The 24042-nt window shown below is 46.4% G+C and carries 21 protein-coding genes and 1 tRNA gene; 7 read left to right on the top strand and 15 right to left on the bottom strand.

What is annotated here, in order from left to right; all coding sequences use genetic code 11:
* Nucleotides 1-253: 253 nt before the first annotated feature.
* Nucleotides 254-326 (bottom strand) — tRNA-Gln (locus MNV_RS01070).
* A 103-nt stretch (nucleotides 327-429) separates the two neighbouring features.
* Between MNV_RS01070 and MNV_RS01065 the strand changes: the two genes are divergently transcribed.
* The 4 genes from MNV_RS01065 (at nucleotide 430) to MNV_RS01050 (ending at nucleotide 5106) form a co-directional block, all read left to right on the top strand.
* On the top strand, nucleotides 430-2277 hold the full coding sequence (locus MNV_RS01065) for a PINc/VapC family ATPase (RefSeq protein ID WP_096203532.1): 1848 nt from the start codon (nucleotides 430-432) through the stop codon (nucleotides 2275-2277).
* A 169-nt stretch (nucleotides 2278-2446) separates the two neighbouring features.
* Complete coding sequence (locus MNV_RS01060) at nucleotides 2447-2809, top strand: ArsR/SmtB family transcription factor (protein WP_096203531.1); 363 nt, start codon at nucleotides 2447-2449, stop codon at nucleotides 2807-2809.
* Between the two features lie 358 nt (nucleotides 2810-3167).
* Nucleotides 3168-4037 (top strand): Ig-like domain-containing protein, encoded by an 870-nt coding sequence (locus MNV_RS01055; RefSeq protein ID WP_179293727.1) that lies wholly within the window; start codon nucleotides 3168-3170, stop codon nucleotides 4035-4037.
* Nucleotides 4038-4212: 175 nt separating this feature from the next.
* Nucleotides 4213-5106: a TIGR00269 family protein gene (locus MNV_RS01050; RefSeq protein WP_096203529.1), complete on the top strand. Its 894-nt coding sequence runs from the start codon at nucleotides 4213-4215 to the stop codon at nucleotides 5104-5106.
* Nucleotides 5107-5121: 15 nt separating this feature from the next.
* On the opposite strand, the gene MNV_RS19215 is transcribed toward MNV_RS01050, so the two are convergent.
* From MNV_RS19215 to MNV_RS01035, 4 genes are read right to left on the bottom strand one after another with little or no spacing between them, the layout of a single operon-like run.
* A complete protein-coding gene (locus tag MNV_RS19215; RefSeq protein ID WP_179293726.1) occupies nucleotides 5122-5274 on the bottom strand; it encodes a hypothetical protein in 153 nt (50 codons plus the stop codon).
* Between the two features lie 29 nt (nucleotides 5275-5303).
* The gene (locus MNV_RS01045; protein WP_179293725.1) at nucleotides 5304-5525 is read right to left on the bottom strand and encodes a DUF2283 domain-containing protein; all 222 of its coding nucleotides are present in this window, start codon (nucleotides 5523-5525) and stop codon (nucleotides 5304-5306) included.
* Nucleotides 5503-5838: a DUF4258 domain-containing protein gene (locus MNV_RS19210; RefSeq protein WP_179293724.1), complete on the bottom strand. Its 336-nt coding sequence runs from the start codon at nucleotides 5836-5838 to the stop codon at nucleotides 5503-5505. The genes MNV_RS01045 and MNV_RS19210 overlap by 23 nt, the downstream gene beginning before the upstream one ends.
* A 25-nt stretch (nucleotides 5839-5863) precedes the next feature.
* Complete coding sequence (locus MNV_RS01035) at nucleotides 5864-7564, bottom strand: glutamate--tRNA ligase (RefSeq protein WP_096203527.1); 1701 nt, start codon at nucleotides 7562-7564, stop codon at nucleotides 5864-5866.
* Between the two features lie 101 nt (nucleotides 7565-7665).
* Between MNV_RS01035 and MNV_RS01030 the strand changes: the two genes are divergently transcribed.
* From MNV_RS01030 to MNV_RS01020, 3 genes are all read left to right on the top strand, one after another.
* Entirely contained in the window at nucleotides 7666-7959 is a 294-nt protein-coding gene (locus MNV_RS01030) for a PRC-barrel domain-containing protein (protein ID WP_096203526.1), read from the top strand.
* 3 nt (nucleotides 7960-7962) lie between these two features.
* Nucleotides 7963-8721 (top strand): tRNA(His) guanylyltransferase Thg1 family protein, encoded by a 759-nt coding sequence (locus MNV_RS01025; protein WP_306453607.1) that lies wholly within the window; start codon nucleotides 7963-7965, stop codon nucleotides 8719-8721.
* A gap of 83 nt (nucleotides 8722-8804) precedes the next feature.
* Complete coding sequence (locus MNV_RS01020) at nucleotides 8805-9773, top strand: inorganic phosphate transporter (protein ID WP_096203525.1); 969 nt, start codon at nucleotides 8805-8807, stop codon at nucleotides 9771-9773.
* On the opposite strand, the gene MNV_RS01015 is transcribed toward MNV_RS01020, so the two are convergent.
* The 10 genes from MNV_RS01015 to MNV_RS00970 form a co-directional block, all read right to left on the bottom strand.
* Entirely contained in the window at nucleotides 9756-12446 is a 2691-nt protein-coding gene (locus MNV_RS01015; RefSeq protein WP_096203524.1) for a PAS domain S-box protein, read from the bottom strand. The two genes, MNV_RS01020 and MNV_RS01015, sit on opposite strands and share 18 nt — an antisense overlap.
* Before the next feature lie 149 nt (nucleotides 12447-12595).
* Nucleotides 12596-13582 (bottom strand): isocitrate/isopropylmalate dehydrogenase family protein, encoded by a 987-nt coding sequence (locus MNV_RS01010; protein ID WP_096203523.1) that lies wholly within the window; start codon nucleotides 13580-13582, stop codon nucleotides 12596-12598.
* A 30-nt stretch (nucleotides 13583-13612) separates the two neighbouring features.
* Nucleotides 13613-14122 (bottom strand): DUF3368 domain-containing protein, encoded by a 510-nt coding sequence (locus MNV_RS01005; RefSeq protein ID WP_096203521.1) that lies wholly within the window; start codon nucleotides 14120-14122, stop codon nucleotides 13613-13615.
* Entirely contained in the window at nucleotides 14119-14424 is a 306-nt protein-coding gene (locus tag MNV_RS01000) for a UPF0175 family protein (RefSeq protein WP_179293723.1), read from the bottom strand. Before MNV_RS01000 ends, MNV_RS01005 begins: the two co-directional genes overlap by 4 nt.
* Before the next feature lie 175 nt (nucleotides 14425-14599).
* Complete coding sequence (locus MNV_RS00995) at nucleotides 14600-15460, bottom strand: DUF7714 family protein (protein WP_096203517.1); 861 nt, start codon at nucleotides 15458-15460, stop codon at nucleotides 14600-14602.
* The gene (gene hacB / locus MNV_RS00990; protein ID WP_096203515.1) at nucleotides 15457-15954 is read right to left on the bottom strand and encodes a homoaconitase small subunit; all 498 of its coding nucleotides are present in this window, start codon (nucleotides 15952-15954) and stop codon (nucleotides 15457-15459) included. The genes MNV_RS00995 and hacB overlap by 4 nt, the downstream gene beginning before the upstream one ends.
* A gap of 33 nt (nucleotides 15955-15987) precedes the next feature.
* Entirely contained in the window at nucleotides 15988-17136 is a 1149-nt protein-coding gene (locus tag MNV_RS00985; protein ID WP_096203513.1) for a PGF-pre-PGF domain-containing protein, read from the bottom strand.
* Between the two features lie 2 nt (nucleotides 17137-17138).
* On the bottom strand, nucleotides 17139-19634 hold the full coding sequence (locus tag MNV_RS00980) for a S8 family peptidase (RefSeq protein WP_096203511.1): 2496 nt from the start codon (nucleotides 19632-19634) through the stop codon (nucleotides 17139-17141).
* 33 nt (nucleotides 19635-19667) lie between these two features.
* Entirely contained in the window at nucleotides 19668-22388 is a 2721-nt protein-coding gene (locus MNV_RS00975; protein WP_096203509.1) for a PGF-pre-PGF domain-containing protein, read from the bottom strand.
* A gap of 218 nt (nucleotides 22389-22606) precedes the next feature.
* The gene (locus tag MNV_RS00970) at nucleotides 22607-24034 is read right to left on the bottom strand and encodes a PGF-pre-PGF domain-containing protein (RefSeq protein WP_179293722.1); all 1428 of its coding nucleotides are present in this window, start codon (nucleotides 24032-24034) and stop codon (nucleotides 22607-22609) included.
* Between the last annotated feature and the right edge of the window lie 8 nt (nucleotides 24035-24042).

Raw genomic sequence — 24042 nt, 5'->3', positions numbered from 1 at the left:
ACGAACTCCGGTTGCGTGAGTTCGTATCAGTTCGTACGAGTTCGTTGTTTAAATAGTGTCTGTTTTCATACCAGGCACAGAGAACACAGAGATTGGAGTAAGGAGATAGCTTTTGATGCTCATCTCAACGGTCTCTGTGCCTCTGCATCTCTGTGGCTAATTTATATGCTCCGGTCATGTACACGGGCATTTTCGATATGTCCTGTAAATTGGGATTATTTAAGACCGGTAATATGACCGGAAAAAAAATTAATAGTCCCGGGCGGATTCGAACCGTCGTCTCCGGCTCCAAAGGCCAGAAGGATTGACCACTACCCTACGGGACTAAGGACTTTAAATCACAACCAAACTACTTATTCTTTATGTTCGATACGCTTCCTGTGGAAAGATAAGAACATTTTTAACTTTACGGGATGTATTTATAACAATATGACAGAAGAGCTTTGTATAGTCCCCGATACCAGCGTTATCATCGACGGCAGGATAACAGCGAAATTAAAGGAGGGTGAATACAGGCAGGCAACTGTAATCATCCCTGAAGCCCTCGTCTCCGAGCTTGAAGCACAGGCGAACAGGGGCAGGGAAATCGGCTTCAAAGGGCTTGAAGAGCTAAAAGAACTCAGCGAGATGGCAAAGAGGGGAGAGATCCGTCTTGAGTACCAGGGAAAAAGACCATCGCCGGAGCAGGTGAAACTTGCAGCCACAGGTGAGATAGATTCCATGATACGTGCTGTAGCGGTCGAGAATAAGGCGATATTCATTACAAGCGATAAGGTACAGGCAGAGGTCGCCCGCGCCAAAGGACTGGATGTGGAATACCTGTATCCCAGGGTAGAAGAGTTAAAGCCTCTCCACATCGCGGAATTCTTCACAGACGATACGCTTTCTGTGCATCTTAAAGTCAATGTTCCTCCCATGGCGAAAAGGGGCACTATCGGTAACCAGAAGCTTGTAAAGATCAGGGACGAGGTCTGTACGGACACCGAGCTTCATGCTATCGTACGCGAGCTTATCGAACGAGCAAAACGCGACCCAGATTCATTTTTAGAGATGGATTTTACGGGTGCGACCGTGTTCCAGATAGGCTCGATGCGTATAGCGGCGGCACAGCCCCCGTTCTCAGACGGCATGGAGATAACGGCTGTAAGACCTATAGCCGTAGTGCGTCTTGAGGATTACAGGCTGAGCAAGGAGCTTAAAAGCAGGATCATCGAAAGGCAGCGGGGCATTCTTGTAGCCGGTCCGCCCGGCGCGGGAAAATCCACGTTCGCAGCCGGTGTTGCTGAGTTCCTGCACGACAAAGGATTTATCGTGAAAACCATGGAATCGCCGCGCGACCTGCAGGTACGGGACGCGATAACACAGTACGGTCCGCTTGAGCGCGATATGGAAAAGACGGCGGATATCATGCTGCTCGTGAGGCCGGACTATACGATATACGATGAGGTCAGAAAGACGAAAGATTTCTATGTTTTTGCGGATATGAGGATGGCAGGCGTCGGTATGATAGGGGTAGTGCATGCCACAAGGGCTGTTGATGCTATCCAGAGGCTCATAGGAAGGGTTGAACTCGGTATCATACCGCAGGTCGTGGACACGGTTGTTTTCATAGAAAAAGGCGAGATTTCCAAGGTATATGATATCGGTTTCACAGTGAAAGTGCCGCATGGAATGATTGAGCAGGACCTTTCAAGACCAGTTATAACAGTAACTGATTTTGAGACAAGGAAAGTCGAGTACGAGATATACACGTACGGCGAACAGGTCGTGGTAATGCCGGTCGGGGAAGTTGCTGCAAAACGTCCGGGCATATGGGACCTTGGAGCCGCAGCAGTGCAGAGGGAATTGCAGAAATACACGCGGGACGCTATTGAAATTGAAGTCGTTTCCGATTCAAGTGCCACAGTGTACATGAATGAGGAAGATATACCGAACGTTATCGGGAGAGGGGGGAAGAATATAGACCAGATCGAGAAAAAGCTGGGCATCCATCTGGAAATACGGGAGAGGCGGGAAGGTAAAAAGAAAGAAAAAAAGGCTGGAAAATCCGAAGTATCGGGCTTCATACCAGCGGTTGAGAGCACAAAGAAATATGCGGTCCTTACGGTCGCCGGGTTAGCAGGTGAGACCGTGGATGTGTACAGCGGGGAGGATTATCTTTTTACCGCCACAGTGGGACGGAAAGGGGATGTGAAAATAGGCAAAGATACGGATGCAGCTTACCGCATAATGGAGAACCCTTCTATTGTGACGATGCGGCGAAGCGCGAAGTCATAAGCTAAAAATTTCCTGTAAGTCTGGCTACATAAAAGCTTTTATAAATTAATCAAAATGAAACTATCAAAACCATCGAAACCGTCGGCAGGTTTATGCTGTATGATTTATGACCTTATATTGTAAAATCCTATCAAATGCGGATTAAAAAATTGATAACAGGGTACAAAAAATGAAGACGGAAGAAATGCTTATTGAACTTTTGGGAGATAAGTACTCAAGGGCGATACTATCCATGACCTCCAGCATGGAATGTTCTGCCCTCCTGTTATGCACGGAGCTCGGTATACCCCTTGCAACCGTGTACAGGAAGTTGAAGCTCCTGGAAGATTCTGGGCTGATAAAGCACGTCAAGACGATCATACATCTCTCGGGTAATGAAGAAAAATATTACCGCTGCGTAGTTCGTGAAGTTAAAGTTAATTTCCATAAGGGTATGCTTTCAGTCAGCCTGAAAATGGAGGATTGCAATGACAAGATCATCAGGCTGTGGAAAAGGCTTGCCAAGCCTTGTTCCAATGAAGTCAGCATATAAGGGTGGATAGCCACTAAGATTGGGCAGGGGCTCATCCTATAGATAATCGTATGTCTTTTTTTAATGTTCAGTATCCTACGCATACCGTATTTTCTGTCGTTTTCATCGATGAGAATCATTACTGATTACGGATTATACCTTTTATTTACCAGGGGAGCCAAGGACGTAACATAAGATTTCGCAATGTTTTATATTCCTCGCCATGGGTCAGGACGTAAATACAGGCAGTGAATAAAACTGTCTGCGTTTTTGCCCCGATTATATGAACGAAAATGATAAACAGAGCGGATCTGAATGAATAAAAGGAGATAAACAGATGAATAATAAAATGAAAATCGGGCTATTGCTTTTAGCTGTAATGGCTCTGGTATTGGCACCTCAAGCATCAGCATATCCATCCTATGCAACTGAAACCGGTGCTTCATGTGGCACGTGTCATGTAGATCCCAACGGAGGAGGAACATTGACTCCTGCTGGTGAGTACTATAAACTGAATGGACAACTTCCACCTGCGCCAACTCCAACACCAGATACTCCAACTCCAACATCAGATACTCCTCCGGTCATCGCCATAACCTCTCCGACAGATGGACAGACATTCACAACTGACGCTATAACAGTCAACGGAACTGCTTCTGATGATATCGGTGTCAGCAAAGTGGAAGTGAAAGTAGGAGCAGAAGGAAGCTATGCGGAAGCAACCGGAAACACATCATGGAGCTCACCTGTAACCCTTGCATCAGGTTCGAATACTATCTATGCAAGAGCAACAGACACATCTGGAAATACTACAGAAACCTCGGTAAATGTGACTTACAGTCTACAGACACCTTCGCCAGATACGCCCCCATCAACTGCTGTTAATGTAACTTTCACAGTCATTGACAACGAGACGGGTTTGCCAATCGCTGGCGCGAAAGTCTCAATGAACGGAAGTAAAATCAAAACAGACGATACAGGAACTGCAATATTCACCAACTTAATCCCTGGAGACTATAAATATAAAGTAAGTGCGGAAGAATATGAGAAAAGCAAAGACCATATCAACGTGACCGGCGATATGACAGTGACTGTAAAATTAGTACCAGAAACTGAGGAAGATGAAGATGATGAAGATATTACGCATGTGGAGATCATTCACTGGCTCGAAAATATATTCAAGGAGAATCCTTGCACAGGTGTTACAGCAGGCATCCAGAATAGTGGACACGCTGGAGAGGGTAAATAAGACGAAGAATAGATGGTCGCTAAAACCCATCAGTTCTAATGGACGGGATTAGAACCTCCAAAACGGTTCTAACCCTTCCCTTCTTTTTTTCTGCTACGTACATTACATAGATTATATGGAGTTAGCTAATCTCTGGACAGATTATTAATAAAATGAGATCGTTTTATGCAAATACATGAAATGCCAGCGATGCAACAAAAGCGCGGTTGTATTCCAGAAATACTCAAATGCTCACCTGTGCAGGGTGCACTTTATAGATGACGTTGAAAGGAAGATAAAACGTGATATCCGAAAACTCAGGATGGTCGAAAAGAACGACAGGATAGCAGTCGCGCTTAGCGGGGGAAAAGATAGTGTTGCTCTTCTCTATGTCCTGCATAAGATATTTAAAAACAGACCTGATATCGAACTTCTGGCGATCACGATAGATGAAGGCATCAAAGGATACAGGGAACATACATTATCCCATGCTGTAAAGCTCACAGGGGAGCTTGGGATTCCCCATACCATAAAAACGTTCGAGGAAGGGTTCGGCACTACTCTTGATGAGCTTACGAAAAGAAAAGAACACGCCGCCTGCACTTTATGCGGCGTGCTCCGGAAAAACCTCCTGAATAAAGCCGCACGGGAGCTTGGCGCTGATAAACTCGCTATAGGTCATAATCTTGATGACGAGGCGCAGACCATCCTGATGAACTACCTGCGCGGGGATATGGACAGATTAAAGAGAATGCTGCCCGGCGTAATCCAGCCCGGTCTTGTAATGCGAATAAAACCGCTCCGAAGCATCCCTGAAAAAGAGGTGGCGCTTTACGGGTTCTTAAATGACCTGCCCGTGAGCACGGATGAGTGCCCCTATGCAGGTGAGGCGCTCCGCAACGAGATTCGCGAAATGGTCAATAACTACGAGGTAAAGCATCCGGGAACGAAATACTCCCTGCTTGGGGGGTTTGATGTGCTCGCCCCGGCGCTGCGTCCGCCCGATACGAAGATAGTGCAGTGCAGGCTCTGCGGGGAACCGGGCAGCGAGGCGGTATGCAAGACGTGCAGGCTGCTGGGGCGGGGGTAAACCTCCAGCATTATTTCACTTATGCGTGAAATACGCCATGACCTCACCCCCGCTAACGCTATCGATCCTCACGAACCAGAACCTCTCAAATTGCACGACCCTGTCCACTTCCTTCTCAATCCCGCGCTCCCCGATGCCTGTATATTCCCCATCGGGCGATAACACCATTGGTATATACCCTCTCCAGGAACTCTGTATTATGCTGTCGCTCTTGATGCTTTCAAAGGCTTCTGGCTGAGTATTGGCTGGAGAAAATCAATCACTGTTCTGGAAGCATCAAGTATTTCTATCTTAACAAGTTTATTGTCTTTGGTATAATGAAGAATCATCTCTTCGCCTACTTGCTCACCATGGTCTGGTTTTTCATCAAGTATCCTCACAACCAGCGCATCGGCATCAGGATAGTATTTTATCTTCATATTTTCCTTCTCTAAAGTATCTATTAACATAACTTATATAAAAAGTTATTACGATAACATTGCGCCCGTCATATTCATAGACTACTCTTGCTAAATGATGATTTAATCTTCGATGCGCAATATATCTGTTTGCATGCCCCTTTACTACTTCTTCTGGATATAATAAATAATTTAATATATTTTCAAGTGTCATTTCATAGTCTTCGATTGCATCCAAAGAATGCCACGTAAATATTATTTGTACAAGCTGATTTTCGCAGTCTACCTCCAGATATTTTCCTTTAGGGGTTTCCTGAGATAAGCGTATATTCATAGGTTATTTTTCCTAAATTCTTTTCTTACTTATGCGTAAAATACGCCACGACCTCATCCCCGCTAACGCTATCGATCCTCACGAACCCGAACCTCTCGAACTGCACAACCTTATCCACCTCTCTCTCTATCCCGCGCTCCCCGATGCCTGTATATTCTCCGTCGGGCGACAGCACTTTGACCTTCAGCCCGTCAGGCGGCGCCCAGTGGATGATGCGTGCCTTCTCTTTCTTGACAAGGTCCATATCGGTGCCAATGAACTTCGCTGTCAGCGGTGAGATGCCGGTTATCTGGATGTTGCAAAGGTCTTTCAGGCGCAGGCGTTCGCCAGCCTTGAGCGTATCAACATCATTCCTGCAAACCAGCACTGTTGTTCCCACAGGTATCTCCCTCATCCCTCCACGCGAAGGATGGAGCGGCGCCTTTGCTATTTTCGGCTCTGCGCCCTCGATGTTCATTTCAACGGGGTCCCAGACAAAGAAATACCTGTTCGCTACAGGATCAACGAGCTTCCTGTTCTCAGCGTACAGCGTATCCAGGCTCAGGCTTATATCGGTCTCGCCAAGACCGAGGTCGATCATGAACTTCCGAAGCGCCTCAGGTTGTATGCCTCTTCTTCTGATGGCGCGGATTGTGGGCAGGCGCGGGTCATCCCATCCTGTGTAAATCCCTTCAGCGATCGCTTTCTTGATGCCGCTCGTGCTTAGCTTCCCGAACTCGTGTATCTGCACGCGCCCCCAGTGCATGGTCTTCGGGTAAGTCCAGCCCATGTACTCATATACATACCTCTGCCTTTTCTCGCTGTCCGCAAGATCCTTGCCGCGAATTATCAGGGTCGTTCCAAGAAGATGGTCTTCAACAGCCCCTTCGAAATCCAGTAACGGCCATGCGCAGTATTTTTCATCCACTTCCGGTCTTGGATGCGGGGTCTTGATGATGCGAAAAGCTACCCAATCCCTGATGGCAGGGTCTTTATGGGCTATATCGGTCTTGATGCGAAGCACCGCTTCCTGCTCCCTGCGACAGCCTGAAAGCATCTCTCTCCAGAATTCAAGGTTTTTCTCCACTCCCTGCTCCCTGTGCGGGCATGCTTCCTTTTCGTCCTTGAGTGCCTTGAACACTTCCTGCTCGCAGAAACAGACGTAGGCTCCGTCTTTTCTTATTAGTTCTTTTGCGACCTCATAATATAACGGTATCCTGTCCGATGCTATAACTACCTCATCGGGTACTGCCCCAAGCCACCTGCAATCATCAAGGTACCAATCGTAAGCCTCAAGCATCGGGCGCTTGGTCGCAGGGTCGGTATCATCAAAGCGGATAATGAGCTTCCCGTGATATTTTCTGGTATATTCCGAGTTCACAACTATGCCCCTTGCGCTTCCGAGCGTGGGGGGACCATTGGGGTTTGGCGCGAACCTCATCACAAGCGGACCGTTCATCTCAAGAGGAGGCAAGCCTTTATCAGGCTCTTTCTTCTCTTTCAACTCCTCAATGAGCTCGGGTGCAAGCGACTTCAGCTCCTCTTCGCGCGCTTCATGGTTCATCTGTTCTATTTCGACAAGGACTTCGTTCACAAGACCGGTTATTTCCTTTGCCCGCGAGCGAAGTTCAGGATTAGCCATGACCTTTCCCATCACCGCCCCTGCCTGCGGCGTCTTTTTGTATTTGACCGCATTTTGCAGGGCATATTTCTTTATTAGTAGTTTTATTTCATCATTTGTTAACATCTGCGCCTAAATAATCCATTATCATATTAAACTTCTCGGAATAACCGCCAAAATCAATAAAGTATATATTTCTCCCGTTCATATTCAGGTCAGGTGATTCGATGCAGTCAGAGGTTTCGACATTATTTGGTTTGAACATTTATACCGACAGAGGAGTTTACATTGGAAAAGTAAGTGACGTTCAGCTTGATGTAAGTGAGAGAAAAGTATCGGGTCTTGCTGCCTCACGGTTGAACCCTGAAATGTTTGATAACGCTGACAGAGGAGTTATCATTCCGTACAGGTGGGTCACTGCCGTCGCTGATGTCGTCCTTATCAGGCACGTGAAAGACCAGTTCAAGAAGCCTGAAGAGATCCCTGAGGATTATAATATATCCAGCGAGGAAGAACAATAGATCTTGAGCAATGCTTTTTTAGAAAAAGAAATGAAAGAGAGGGAGCTCTATTCCGACCTGCGGGTCTTCCCTCCTTTTGCTGTCAGGATTGACGGGCGGGGTTTCAGGCGCGCGCTTGCTGCATTAGGGTTTGAGAAACCATATGACGAGAAGTTCGCGCATGCGATGGCGGACTCGGTTGAATCCCTTTTCAGGGAAAGCGGCTTGAACCCGCTGTTCGCCTTCACGTTCTCGGATGAGGTCAGCTTTTTTTTCTGCGATATTCCGTACAACAGCAGGATTGAGAAAATAGATTCGGTCATCCCGGGTTATTTTTCTTCCGCGCTTACGATCAGCCTGGATATGAAGACTCCCGTAGCATTTGATTCAAGGGTCATACTCCTTGGAAAAGATGATATTTACAGGTATCTTCTATGGAGGCAGGCGGAGACGTGGAGGAACCATGTGAGTTCTTACGGATACTATACGCTGCTAAAATCAGGACTGAGTGAAAACGAAGCCGCAGAACGCCTGAAGAACATGAAAGCCAGTGATGTTCATGAGCTTGTGTTCCGGCACGGCATCAACATCGCAGAGACGCCTGCCTGGCAGAGATGCGGAATATTGATCTACAGAGAAACCTACGAAAAAACCGGATACGATCCTGTTAAAAAAATGGAAGTAAAAGCGCAAAGGACGAAGATAATACAGGAATGGGACACGCCGATATTCAAGACAGAGGAAGGGCGAAAGCTGATCGACAGGCTGGTATCGGAAGCCTGAACATGTTTGAGTCAATTTTTGCCTGTATCATTACATTATATTAACTATAAAAATAGTAGCCAGTCGGATTTAAGAGATTTATTATGGATTCAATACTGATTGTGGCATTCATTGTAGCTGCTTTTATGGGGATTAACATAGGAGGCAACAATGCCGCTGCGGCAATGGGTGCAGCATACGGGGCAAAAGTCCGGACAAAGTACCAGGCTGTGATGCTGATCGGTATATTCTCTCTTCTTGGAGCGGTGTTCAGCGGCGGAGAAGTTATAAAGACCCTGGGCAAAGGGATTCTCCCTGAAGGAACAATACTGCTTGAAGGCGCTATCGTCGCGGTCGCGGCTGCAGGTATAACTATGTTTGTGGCAAACATGCTGCGTGTCCCTATATCTACAAGTCAGGCGGCTGTAGGGGCTGTTGTGGGGATCGGACTTTTCTACGGAGCTTCAAAATTAAATGTACCACTTCTTGGATACATTGTAGCCTGGTGGATAGTTACGCCCATTCTCGCCTGGCTGCTCGCATATATTTTAGGCAAATACTTTTATGCCGATATCCTTGTCTGGCTTGCAGATCACAGCGACTCAGAAGCATCGATAAAAAAACTCCTGAACGGTCTTCTCATCATTTCAGGCTGCTATGTAGCCTACTCTGCCGGAGCCAATAACGCAGCCAATGCCGTAGGTCCTATAGTAGGTGCAGGCGGGTTTTCGCAATTTTACGGGTCTGTCTTCGCAGGCATGGCGATCGGTTTTGGCGCTCTACTTATGGGAGGCAGGGTGCTGGATACGGTAGGAAAGGAGATCACGGAACTCTGCGTGGTCAGGGCCACTTTCGTGGAATTCACATCTGCTATCATTGTCCACATCGCCTCTATCCTTGGCGTTCCTGTATCTCTTGGCGAGATCGTTGCAGCCGGCGTTATCGGCATCGGATGCGCAAACAGCGGGATGCATATAGTAAAAGGCGAGGTCGTAAAGAAGATAGTAATTGCATGGGTGATATCGCCTCTCCTGGCAGGAGCACTGGCGTTCGGGCTAATGATGTTGATATAGTGACTCAAGCTTTGGTATCTCTACAATAAAAACCGCCCCACCTTCGGGATTATCCTCAACCCATATCCTGCCGTTATGCAGTTTCATGATCTTACCGGCAATCGCCAGGCCCAGACCCGAACCCTTAACGCCTTTCTTTGCCATCCTTCGGAACCTGCCAAAGATTACCGTCTTATCACGATCTTTTATACCTTCCCCGAAGTCCGTAACCCTGATATTCCAGCATCCTTTCCTCTCTTCGCATTCCAGTACGATCCTTTTACCGCTTGAAGCGTATTTTATTGCATTGGATATTATGTTGGTAAACACTTCTTCTATAATTTTATTTGCCCTGGCAGGCATGCTCATGTTTATCTTGTTCTCAATCTTCATCCCGGCATCTGCAGCAAGGTGAGACAGGTTCCCAATAACCTCATTAATTACCTTCTCTAAATCCATAGCCATTAACTCTATGCTTTTTGAGCTTTCAAGTTTAGAAAGTTTGGTGGCACTATCCATCAGTTCCAGCATCTTGACCAGATTTTTTTCAATTGTTTCCAGATATATCCTTTTCCGGGATTGTATCTCATCTTCTTTGAGAAGCTCGATAAAGCCACTGGCAGCAGTCAGGGGATTTATAAGGTCGTGATGCATGATATCAATGAACAGCTCCTTCATGCGGTTGGATTCCTCAAGTTCTTTAGCGTATTTTTTAATATCTTCTTCAGCCCGCTTGCGTTCGGTGATGTCGTGAATGATACCCATCATAGCTATGGGTTCATTCTTGCTGTTTTTGACCATTGAAGCATTTAACCAGATAGGGAATGTACTCCCATCTTTGTGTTTGACCGTGAGTTCCCCGACCCACCGTCCGCTCTCTTTTATGGCGGGTAGTATAATTTTGCCGGCAAACTCCGGGTCGGCATTCAATTCATTGACATGCTTTCCCCTGAACTCTTCTGGAGAGAAGCCGTATATTTCTTCAGTAGCTTTGTTGGAATAGATTATATGACCGTTGAGATCGACTATTTGAACACTGTCCGGTGCATTCTCCACAGCCTCTGAGAACAGCCTCAGAGTCTCCTCCATCTGCTTGCGTTCTGCAATATCTCTTACGACGCATATATGTCCCAGGTAGTTGCCGTCCCCATCCCAGAGAGTTGTGCCCTGTACTTCTGTGGGGATTATAGTCCCGTCTTTCCGAAGACCAGGAACCTCTCCCCTGAATGTGCCGAAATCCTTGTTATGCAGGGTCCTTGTCAATTCCTTTTCAGTTGGAGCTATCAGCTCAGGCGGCGTGATTTTCCGCCAGGTCTCTCCAATAAACTCTTCCTGCAAGTAACCGAAAATCTTAGCATATGCTGCATTTACATAGATGTACCGGTCTTTTTCATCGGCAATCGTGATTCCGTCGGTAGTGTTATCTATGGCTTTCAGGAGCCTGTCTTTCTCTTTTTCAACCCGCTTGCGCTCTGTAATATCGCGTACATATTCAATCGCTCCTTTCATTTCCCCCGTTGCCGTATCGATCATAGGGAAACTATAGATTTCCAGCCACCCAACTTCCTTTCCTCCTTGTCCGTGTTTGGTAACTACTTTATAGGCTGATTCGCCAGTTTTAAGTGTTTTCCAGGCAGGGCAGACTTCGCATCGCTCTCTCCGCCTGTGGTAGGCTTCATAGCATTTCTTGCCAACAAGCGGTACAGCATACGGGTACCACCTTTCAGCGGTCGGGTTGACACGGAGGATGTTCATATCTTTGTCGATGATGCCGATCCCGTCCTGGATGCTTGCGAAGACGCTTTCTAAGAAACGTTCTCCTTCACGCAACTCCTCTTCCGCCCGTTTGCGCTCTGTGACATCGTCGAAGATTGTATATACCTGGTAGGGCTTATTTTCCCCGGATCTGAATTGCGGTACTGCATGAATATTTATCCAGCAGTATTTTTCTTCCCGGGGATTAAAAACCCCCATAACGACATTATTTACTTCTTTTCCGGTTCTTAAAGCAACCATTGATGGGTGGGTCTCTCCCGGAAAGTCCCTGCCATCTTCGTGTATCGCTTTCCATCTGGGATCTGCGGAGGTCCTGCCCTGCATCTGGTCGATTGTCAAACCCAATATCTTCTCTGAGGCAGGATTGGCAGAGATTATCTTTCCCTCAGCATCCTGATAGACCACTCCCTGCAACATGGTCTCAAAGAGACTGCGGTATCGCTTCTCGCTCTCCTGAAGGGCTTTTTCATTTCGCCTTATTTCGGTGATGTCTCTGACAACCTTGACCCCTGCTATGATTTTCCCCGTAGAATCTCTCAAAGGCGACCCCGTAAGTTCGAAGTAAAATGTTCCGGTATCTGTGATGACGCTTCTTTCCGCTTTATGGATCTTTCCATCCCTGAAAGTTAATTCAATCGGGCAGCCCTCGCATATGGAATCCCTGCTTTCGTACGCTTTGTAACAGTATTCACCAACATGGTCGCCGTGTAAATCGTTCTGAACCTGATTTTGATATATTATCTTGAAGTCAGTATCCTGAATGATGATACCATCGCCGATGGCTTCAATAATCGCGTTTGACTTGTTTTTTTCATCCTCTGCTTTTGCTGCTTTAAGTGCCTCCACCCGTTTGTGCTCGGCGATTTCTCGCTGCAAATCTTCATGCGATGTTATAATATTTTCGTTTTTATTCTTCATAAGATACTTTATATATAACGAATATATTAAGAGATTAACTTATTAAGTTGAATATTATTTTACTTCCTATCCATAATCTTTTACTAACAAGGCACATTTATGCTTTTTGGTTTTGTTCGTAAGTCATTGAACAGCATCTTTTATGCTCTCTATCTGTTGACCATTTTTGCTATAGCATCCGATACATCAACCGTCGAATATGAACCCCCCATGTCAGGCGTCACTATCCCCTGCTGGAGAACGTTGTCAACAGCCCTGCTAATAGATTTCGCACTTTCCATCTCTCCCATCCACTCAAGCATCATTCTGACGCTCAGTATAGCCGCTATCGGGTTTGCTATGCCTTTTCCCGCAATATCAGGGGCACTGCCGTGGATGGGCTCAAAAAGCGCGTACCGGTCGCCCACATTCGCGCTCGGGCAAAGACCAAGCCCTCCTGCTATGGCAGCGGCTTCGTCGCTGAGGATATCCCCGAAGAGGTTGGTGGTCACTATCACATCGTACTTCTCAGGGCGCAGGATAAGGTCATACGCCATGGCGTCCACGAGCATTTCATTATACGATATGCCATTTCGCTTTGCAACGCCAGTACAGACATCGCGGAAAAAGGAGTCGGACTTTAACACATTAGCCTTGTGCACGACCGTTATGTTCTTTTTGCGGGGTTTTGCCAGGGCGCAGGCGCGCTCCGCTATTCTCTCGCAGCCTTTCCGTGTCAAGACTCTCGTGGTATATGCCGCATCTTCGTGAAGCTCTTCCACACCTGAATACATGCCCTCTGTATTCTCCCTGACGATAACAAAATCGAATTTTTTAGCGCAGGGTAATTTTACTGTTTTCAGCGGTGAGAACGGGCGGATGTTAGCATACAGATCAAGCTCTTTTCGCAAACGGACAAGCACGCTCCTGTAATTCGGGTCAGGCGGGGTGGTGATGGCTCCGAAAAGCACACAGTCACAATCTTTAATGAGGTTTATATCATCATCAGTGAGCGCGCTTCCCGTACGCTTCCATTTTCCATAGCCTATTTCAAGAGGTATTTTTTCGATATCAAGACCAAAAGCGTCAAGCACGGAGAGGGCGGCGGGTATTACTTCCTTTCCTATGCCGTCACCGGGAACTATAGCTATTTTCATTATGCTCCATTTTTATTTGCATATTTAGATTCATTTTGTATGTATTTTCTCTATTGCGGACTTTATAATGTCTGGTTCTATCCAAAAAACCTGCGGGTTCTTTTTGAATTTATTGAGAATTGTTAAAACTTCTTTTTCATTGATTGTTCCTGCCTTTAATGCATCAAATAGGATTCCTATACTGCCCTTGACCTTAAATCCCTCATTTTTAGCTGCGTTCCTCCCATCCCTTTCGTTCATAAGAATAAGTTGAGCACCAATCTCCTTTGCAAGCTGAATTGAGTCTGCTTCGCCTTTATGGATGCGATATTTATCTACCAGTAGATCAGAAGGTGACTTGGGACTTTTTACATGAATGCTCTTTCCTACATATTTCTGAATAATCCCTGCATCATCTTTTTCTAGAATAATTCCCTCTTCAACTACTTCCCTGTAGACTTCTTTTGTAATCAGAACTTCTTTGTATAGAGAAAAGAGAAGTTCCATACATCCCACTTTGGCAAGATGAATTAGAGGCGTAGAATCACTCACTACTATCATGAAGTATCCTCAGCAAGCTCTTCTTTACCGTAGCGGATATATACACCTCTCTTTCCAAATTCGTCCAATGTTTCTCTCAGGGTAAGGCCCACAAGGTCGGCTGCTTGTCTTATGGTTATTCTATCCTCTTTATAAAGCTCAGCAGCCTCATCTATGGATTCTTTCTTCCCATACTCTTTTAGAATCCTCCTTATGCCGTCCCTTATGACCTCAGAGAGATTCGAGTAATGCCTGCCTATCAGGTACTTCTCTACATCTTTTTCCAGTTCTTTTGGAAGAGTTATGGTTTTTTTGACATACATCTTTAATACCTCTTTAATAGGTATGTAAGACAACATGTATTTAATGGTTATTAGGTTTTTGCTGATCACTCATTGCTAACGCTTTACTGTCGTCTCAGGTTGGTGCGGGAGATGGACATCCTTAAAATAGGCAACATCGAAAAACCGATATATAAATCTTGAAAAACTTGATTTTTTACTGTTTACTGACTGAATGATTGTTGCCTTTCAAAACCTTCACCAGCATCCTTATCGCATCCACGATATCATACTCGGACGCTCCCCAGTGCACAACTGCGCCGTCTATGCCATTGATGTTCACCATGCCCGATTTCTTGCTCTGGCAGCATCTTGTGATAAAAGGCTTCGCTGGCATGTACAGCTCCGCCTTGAGAGGACACATGTTTATATGCCTGTAAGTGAGGTTGGGGAACCGAAGTTCGAATATCTGTTTTGAGATATCGCAGCCGATAAGCTCGGAATTATTCTCAATATCGGTATCGGTATCAAGGTATTTCCCTTTAAGTTCCGAAGCATAGCAGGGAAAGACCGCTTTTTCACCCTCGAATGAGCGAAGGTCGATGAGTTTTTTGGTGAACCTGATATTAAGTTCTCCCAGTATGCCGCTTTTAACAAGCCTCTCTATGGCAGAAGCAAGCCACGGCGGTTCCGGGGGCATGATGTCGATGATCTCTATCTCCATCACTTCATGAAGGCTCGGCTCGTGCACGAAAGTGATGTGCCTGTCCATGCCTTCAAAAATCACTGTGTTCATGCGTCCTTTGCACAGCGGGATCGCCGATTCTATAAGCCGCGTCCTGTCGTGCGCATCAAGTTTTTCCTGGAATTTCCTTATCTGTTCCCCTTTTACGATCAACTCAAGGGATACAAGCTTTTTCAATAACCCTTCGCCCTCACTTTTCACCCTGTATATCGCATAGCCTGAGGGCAGGTCGGCGATCAGGTATTCGGTTGAGAAATAAACGGGGCAACCTATCCGCTCTTCCGGGTCGGTCCTCGTTACGCCCACACTTTTATAATCTGCCGGGAATATCATTGCAAAGCCTTCTTTTTCCGGTGCTCCACAAGCCCGCCGTCCACCAGTATTTCGCGCAGGAAATCGGGGAGTCTTGTTCCCTGGTAGCTTTGGTCCTTGTTTTTTACGAATCCTTTTCCGAGGTCGATCTCAATAATATCTCCTTCTTCACAATCGACTTTTGCCTCGATTATCGGGAGACCCACGTTGATCGCGTTCCTGAAAAAAATCCTGGCGAACGATTCTGCGACTATACATGCAACGCCCGCATGTTTCAGTGCCAGCGGCGCCTGCTCCCTTGACGAGCCGCACCCGAAGTTCTTGCCTGCGACTATTATATCGCCTTTTTGCACCTTTTTTGAGAACTGCGGGTCTGTTCCTTCCATGACATGAGATGCGAATACGCTCATATCTGTAGTGCGCAGGTATTTGCCCGGGATGATAACATCGGTATCTATGTTATCGCCGAATTTCCATACCCTGCCGGATATTCTGTCAATGTTTTTATTGCTCATTACTGGCTGCGTATTTGTTCACGGCAAGCATAATCATTTTGGTGAGAATACGATCTTCTTTTTCTCGAAAATATAGACTGCTGCGAGTATTGCCGTTATTATTACTAAAACTGCCATTGCTATCAGCATAATGCCCGTTCCCTTTTCCGGGGCAACCGGTATCGGTCCCTGGTTCAGTTTTGCAGGATTGTCAGCAGTTACCACAGGAGTGACCTGGGCTGCCGCGACACTGCCTGCAGGTTCCTGAGCTGCGGCTCTTAACATGGTTATCGCGAAAGGAGAGAACTTCCCGGTCTGAGCCGCATAATACTCAAATATATCATCCTCTTTTATTTTTCTGGTTGGCAGCGCCACCCATTCGGAATCGTAGTGGTAAAGGGTAATTGTACCGGGCTCATTCTGATTGACCCATTCTTTTTCAACCCTGAAAGTGATCTCTGCATCTTTTATATTTTTTGGTACAGCAAAACCCGATGTTCCGACCCAGATGTTGATATTCTTATAAACCGGGCCGGGGGCATGTGTTTTTACTAAGGAGGACGTGTTCCTGAGAATCTCCACGGCTGTATTTATCTCCCCTGCGCTGATATTGCCTGTTATATTGACAAACAGAACAGGGTTGCTGCGGTTGGTGAAAGCGTACGCAGTCACCTTATCTTTGAAGATATGCAGGTCATATTTTTCTTTTACTTCAATATTTGTAGCGTTCTCGGCTGAGGCTCCACCGCCGCCTCCACCTCCCCCACCGCCGCCTGAAGCACTACTGCTGCCTCCCCCGGAAGAGGATGTTGTAAAGCTCATCTCGGTACTGTTGGCTGTGTTGCCGCTCTGGTCTTTGCTGCTCACGATATAATAATACCTGGTGCCTGCAGACAATCCAGTTAATTGCACGCTGCCGGATGTTACATTGGAGGTCTCTTCTTCGGTTGATGTATAGACACCGCTGCCTGTACCGTATCTTACAGTGCCCTGCGCCGCCTCATCCGTAGTCCATGTTACTGCGGCTGAGCCTGTGGTGATTGAGGATGCCGCAATACCTGAAATGACAGGCGGTGTGACATCGGCAAGGGGCGCGAATATTGAAAAATGGCTTGTGTATCCCGTGACCGTTTTATTAATGGTATCCACACTGGAATTATCTGTGATTTCCCATCTGCTTGCAGTCGTATTGTAAGTCCACAATCTCAGTTTTGATTCATTTTCAGTAGTGAGAGAGGAATTATATGCAACTTCGATCCTGAGAGGCGCATCAAACTCAGGTTAGATATGTTCAGAGCAACCCCGGCATAGTCCATGTCACCGTACGCAGGAATATCGACAGGGGCAAATAGCGGCTCACCCGACAGCACGGCAGATTCGGGGATGGTGATAGAGAAATTGATGTTCACAGTACCTATCGTAAGATTCAACGATATCGGGGTCCCGATAACTGCAGTGAATGTCTTTTTGATCCCAAGAAGTATAGCGGCTGTAGCATTGCTGTTATTCCGGGAGTCTGTTACATTTACAGGAAGACTTATCAATGTCCCATCTATGCCTGTTGTATTCGTGCTTACATTAAACAGCCATAAACCGCCTGAGTTCTGCATCTCCTGGTTGGAGCTTCCACCGATACTGCTGAGGTTAACTGTAACGTTCCTAATGCTGCTCACATCGGCAAAGTCGCTTGTGCTGACCTCCAGTATGGCATAATCGATCCTGCTGGCTCTTATCGAATCCGGAATGGCTGCGGCACGGCTTATCACGGGCGGGGTTGTGTCGGTCACGTTCAGCAGGACATTCGTGTTCTTAAAATTCCCGGCACCGTCTGTGGCATTCACTGAGAGCGAGAAGTTCCCGACCTCTGTGGTATTTACAGATAGCTGCCAGATGCCGCTTAAATTCTGCATTGGACTGGCTGAGGGGCCGCCTATAGCGCTCAGGTTCACCGTTACCTGTGTAACGCCGCTTAAGTTATCTGTTATATTTGCTCTTAATACGGAGCTTCCTGAGCCGGCTTCTATCTGCGAGGGAGTTGAACTGGTGTTGATGATAAGAGGAGGGGTGCTATCCACGACTACAGCTAGCTGAACAAAATCATTTACAAGGCCCATATAATTATACGCGGTAACATTCAGGTTGTATGTGCCATCTGAGGTATTTACAATTACACTATTGTTTATCCAGAAGCCTGAGACATTGGATAGTGAGATATTTGTTAGAGAGGCATTTATTATCGAGGCATTCACACTGGCATTCTTTACTCCTGCCGGGCTATCAGTTATCGTTGCATTCAGGGTTATTGCAGTGCCATTCCTGGCTGCACCTGTTGCCTCATATCCGGTGGGATTTGCAACAACAGACGGGGCGATTGAAGTAAAGATATTTAGTCTTCCTGCTCCGTAAGTATTATCTTTTCCGGCAGTGCCTATATCCACCGAAGTGGTTTCAAGTATATTTTTTATCTGGGACGGCGAAAGCGTTGAGCCATTTTTTCCTGCGGCATGAAGAAGAAGCGCGACCGCGCCTGAAACATGCGGAGTTGCCATTGATGTGCCTGACATAATAGTGTAGCCATTAGAGCGATCCAATGAAGTGATACTGACACCTGGCGCAACAACCCCATGATCCGCCATAGCCGCACCTCTGCCTGAGAAGGATGCTATAATATCATTGCTATCAACCGCACCAACGGCAATTGCATTCTGGATGCAGCCCGGTGAGGATACGCTGACCCCGTCGTTTCCGGCAGCTGCCACAACTACTATGCCTGCGTTAACAGCATTATTGATTGCAGTTGCCATGGCTGGATTATCTGTGTCGCAGTTTGCTGTTGTCCAGCTACCTCCTCCAAGGCTCATACTGATCACATTAGCCCCGTTATCTACGGACCATTCTATTCCACTTATTATATCACTTTCATAGCCCCAGCCTTCCGCGCTAAGCGCTTTCACTCCGAATAAGCTCACATTCGGCGCTACCCCTGTAGTAGTTCCCTGGCTCCCGTTCCCGGCAACTGTTCCTGCGACATGCGTCCCGTGACCATTATCGTCATAAGGTATGCTAATCCCGTTCACGAGATCAACCCATTTGATGACGCGCCCTGAAATATCGGGATGCAAAGAATAAATCCCGGTATCTATCACTGATACGTTGATCCCGGTCCCGTCAATCCCCTGTTCCCAGGCGCCTGTAGCGTTTATATGTTTTATCGCGGCGGTTGCGGCAGCTATCCGGTCTCCCGGTATCTGCGCTGAATAGTCGACTGTGATATGAACCCGGGTATCAGGTTCTATACTTGCCACATCATCGCGCATGGAGAGGCTTTCGATAAGGTCGGGCGATGCGTTCACGGCAATAGCGTTCACGATCCGGAACTGTTTTATTTTATTCGCTTTTCCTCTTTTCTTTTCCTCATCCAGTACAGCCGAAAGTTTCCCCTGGCTGCCTGAAGCTGCATCCTTCATAATTACTGCATTGTCTTTTGAAACTGATTTAAGAGAAAAACGGTCTTTCAGTATGATTATTACAGGGACGTTCTCTCCTTTTAACATGCCGGATTTTACATCCGTTTTTATTTTATCGCTTTTAGCTTCAGCTAATATTGAAAATATACCTGATAAAAACAGCAGGAGTACAAATACAAATATTAAAAATACGACCTTCTCTGAAAGTAATGGACTCACTTTTTTAAAAATCATATCTATCTTATAAAAAATCGAGAAGATGAAAAATCATCTTCTCTTTTTACCGAACAGGTATACCGCACAAAGTGCGAACACGGCAAGCATTGGCTCAAACCCGGGGGTCTCTTCCGGAGCCGTCGACGGAGCATTAGTTGTTTCCGCCTGGCCGGCGGCGGTCGAGGTCACATTCGCGCCTGTCTGCCCCGGTACAGCCTGCGATTCGGAAGCCTTCATTGCAACTATAGCAAAACTTGAGAAGCTGCCGGTCTTTGCCTCAAAGTGCGTGAACGCCCCATCTTTACTTTTTTCCGCAGTTTCAAGCTGTATCCAGTTGCTTCCGTCCCATTTTACAAGCCTGATATCACTGCCAGCAGGTTTATTCTTATCAAGCCATGAGTTCTCGACTTTGAATTTGATTATAGCTTCCTTTATTTTTTGGGTTCCGACTATAATGTTCAGGTTCTTATATACGGTTCCGGGAGCACCGGTTTTCACGTTGTTCGAGGTGCCTTTAAGAGCCTCAATCCTTACTGTTATCGCATTCTCGTTCTCTTTGCCAGTAATGACTATCCCGGATATTCCGTGCTCGGCTGCACTGAACGAATAGGTAACCGGAGTGCCGGCGGTGAGACTCTTATCATGGCTTTCAGCCTTCTCTATATTGGAAATCGGCTCTGAAGTTGTTACTCCACCGCCGCCTGTGCTGCCGCCACCGCTGCTACTGCTGCTTGAAGAGGTCGTCCCTACTATCGTGGGACCAACACCGGAGAAGTGGGGTATCCGGAGCCAGAGTGTGTTGTTCGCTGAGTCGATATAGCATTCTGAGGAGGCATTACTGGTGCTGCAGGACATGCCTGATGAACCGAACCAGGCGTCGGGAAAGCTGCTATACTCAGAGGGCCTGTCCGCAGATGTATTCCCTGCGCTCATATCCCATACCGGGTTCCAGTTCTCGTCGTAAAGTTTTCCTAATTTAACTCCTGAAATGCTGATACTTGAACTGATAGGTACTCCGATAAGGACCTCATCGTATATCTCAGGACCCTTGCTGCCGAACCTCCATGCCTGCTCTACTGATGAGCCGCTCTGCGACTGGCTTGCGCTCTCGTCGAACAGTGCATCAGGCGGTCCTGAGGCTAACATATCGACATTCTTGTAATGCACGGTTATTCCCTGGCTCGGCTTCTTTATCCTCATGCTTATCTTGCCGCCGCCCATCACTATCTTGAACGGGTTGAAATCCTCTATGCTCTGTCCGTTATTTGGATCTGGCATTAAAGAACAGCCGGAGCCTGGAACTGGAACGTCGCATTCGGATTTGCTCAGCAGCATATCCATCATAATATCTGTAAAGTCGGTTCCATCAGGTTTTTCCGGTTTAAATTGCGTTAAGCCGATATTCACGGGCTGAGATTGCAGTTGAGAGACATTCCTTGAGGTCTTAAGCGGTGCGAAATCCTGGGTGAATACATTGATCTTCTTTATGCCTGCATTGATGGCAGGGAAAGAAAATGCCCCGCTGTCTGCTTGCTGAACATCTAACATCCACTTAAAACTTGGTCCGTGTTCATATACTGTTGAGTAATCAACCTCAACCTCGATATGTGCAAAGCCGGTTATAGGGGCACTTCCGTTCTTCAGCAGGAAAGGCAGTTGAAGGGTTGTTACATTCACGTTCTGGGATTCTGGAGGTCCAAAACGACCTGCATCCGTTACCGTAATGTTCTCTACGACTCCTAACAGCGGCTGTAACGTGAAGTTAAAATCAGTTATTGCCGATGGCGTGTAATTCATGGTTATATTCCTGAACGCTCCGTAATAAGTGTCGCCGAAGTTCGCCACTGCAAAGAGCATTATGTTCGCACCCGGATCCATTGCTGAACCTGGCAGAGTCATGTTGTAGGAGCCGTTAGATGCATAAAACATATCAGACTGTGGATTCTGCCAGTTAAATGCGCTCATGTTGGCAGGCATCGGGTGGTCTTTGCCGATCATATTTCCCGGTTCCATCAGGTAAGCTATTATAGTCAGGTTGTTGAAGCCTGCCGAGCCGTTGGATAAACTTGCATTACCGCTCACCCTTCTCAGCCTGATAGATGTGTTGAATGTTATATTTGCCGTGTTATTCGGTTTGGTGGAGAGATTGTCCAGATCATAGCTTACAGGCAGGCTCTGGTTAGGGAATATCATGATAGAGTAGCTCCTTTCCAGAGGAACGTATATGTTATTTGCATTCTCTACTTCAACGCTGAAGTTCTCTGCTATCGGGTAGCCCAGTCTTGTATCCTTTATCATATACCTGAATTGCTGGTTGGCACCAGTCTCGTTGACCGCATTTATGTTTATCGTACCGCCGCGCCTCAAGTAGAAATTCATCGGGCTGCCTACCGTAAGCATTGAGATCATCTCATGCGGGAATTGCGGTAATGACTGCCCGATATAATCCAGATTCTGGGTTGTCTCGTTAAAGTGCCTTAATATTGGTCTATAAAAATAATTTTCAGGACTATTTTGAGTGACATTTACGCTAAAATATCCGGACTCATTGCTTATATTAGAATAGGAGCCAACCACTGATGGAGGCCCGCCGCCGCCCATAGTATAAACTTCGATGGTGACATTGGTGTTATTTAATATGGCATTCGTTTCATTAAATGTGTATCCTCTAAATATAAACGCATCCGCTGCTCCCGCCGCAACTACAAAGAGCAACAGACCCAGCAATACAAAATATACAGTTCCTTTTACGCTATTCGATTTTTTAACCATAATCGGTTTTCTCCTCCAATAGATTTATTATTATAAGCATGATAATGATGAAATTTACTGTATATATAACTTACTAAATATTAGTTATGTATTAATATAAAAACAGTTTATATTTCTGTAAATCCTCTGACATCCGTGCACTTTTCTGCTGCAAGCGATTTTGAGACAGAAATTCTTTACAAAAAGTTTGTTTAACATAAAAAAAAGAAGATGATTGCTCATCTTCTTTTTTGCCTGTACAATACCAGAAGTATTGCTATTATTACTATCAGGATAATCGCTGTTACAATCAGGCTATTTGTATTCCCTTCAGATTTTTGTACCGGAGTTGTAGTTTTAGCCGCAGCAGGTGTTCCTGTTGTCCCGGTTACGGAGTTTTCAGTTGGTACTACTACCCCGCCCTTTAATCCGGTTATTGCAAAAGGCGAGAAAGAATATGTCTTTGCCTCATAGTATGTGAAATTATCATCCTTGTTACCCGGTCGGGTTTCCAGTCTTACCCATTGTGTCCCGTCCCATCTCAGCATGACTATTTCCGAATCCTTAAAGCCGCCAGAAGTGATCCATGAATTCCCGACCTTGAATTTAATGACAGCTTCTTTTATGTTCCTGGGTGTAGCGAAACCCGATGAACCGACCCAGATATTAACATTCTTATAAACGGTTCCAGGCGGTGCTTCTTTTACAAGGGTGGATGTATTTTTAAGGAGTTCAACCTGGGCTGTAATTAAGCCGCCATTGGTATTGCCTGTAATCACAATACCGTACACAGGAAGTCCCGGAGTGGTAAAATTATAGGTAACCGGAATATCCTTGCTTATGAATTCCTCTCTGGATTCTTTAGTCTCTATATTCGTGTAATTTTCACCTGATGCTCCTCCGCCGCCCCCTCCGCCACCGCCTCCTCCTCCGCTTCCGCTTGAGCCGCCATTGGACGAAACAGTCACGCTCCAGCTCTTGGAAATACTGTCACCTTCAGCAGAAGTGACAGCAAGGTTAAATGTGGTTGATGTCGAGGAAGATGTGGCACTAACTGTAAAATAGCCGGAACTCTGCGCTCCTGCAGCAAGAGAATTGATGTTATACTTGTCCGGGGTAGCCAGTGTCCACCCGGACGGCACAGTTATAGAGGCGTTTATGTTGGTAGCACTTGCCGCTCCTGCAGATGCTATATTTTTAATTAAGTAGTCCAGTCTCACAGAGCCGCCTGAGGATACCGTGGTGGCATCCTGGGAAACATTTACTTCCAGTACCGGCCTGTCCTTTACAGAAAGGGATGTCGTAGCCGTTTTTGTTGCGGTCCCGCCATCGGTTGCCGTAGCTGTAATTGTAAAAGGATTGCTATACGTACCGGGGTTGTTCGCTCTCACAGACCACTGGATACTCTGCGTCCCGTCAGTGGTATATGTAAGAGTCTTCTGAGCACTGGTGATAGAAAGTGCACCGGTATTGTCTGTGAGCGTTACGGTAACGGTTATGGTGGAAGATACGCTTGCAGCCTCAAGTGAGGTTGAGACTGTAAATGTATCATCCTTGAGCACGCTTGAGCTGTAGCTAGGGCTTCCCAGCGTGAGCGAGGAAGTAGCGTCCGCAGTCGTGATCAGTACCATAAGCGCGATTATACCCAGTATGATTTTTTTTATCATTTTATTAT

Source organism: Candidatus Methanoperedens nitratireducens, assembly GCF_900196725.1.
Taxonomy (GTDB): domain Archaea; phylum Halobacteriota; class Methanosarcinia; order Methanosarcinales; family Methanoperedenaceae; genus Methanoperedens; species Methanoperedens nitroreducens_A.
Note: the sequence above shows the minus strand (reverse complement) of the source record. Positions and strands in the feature narration are given on the sequence as shown.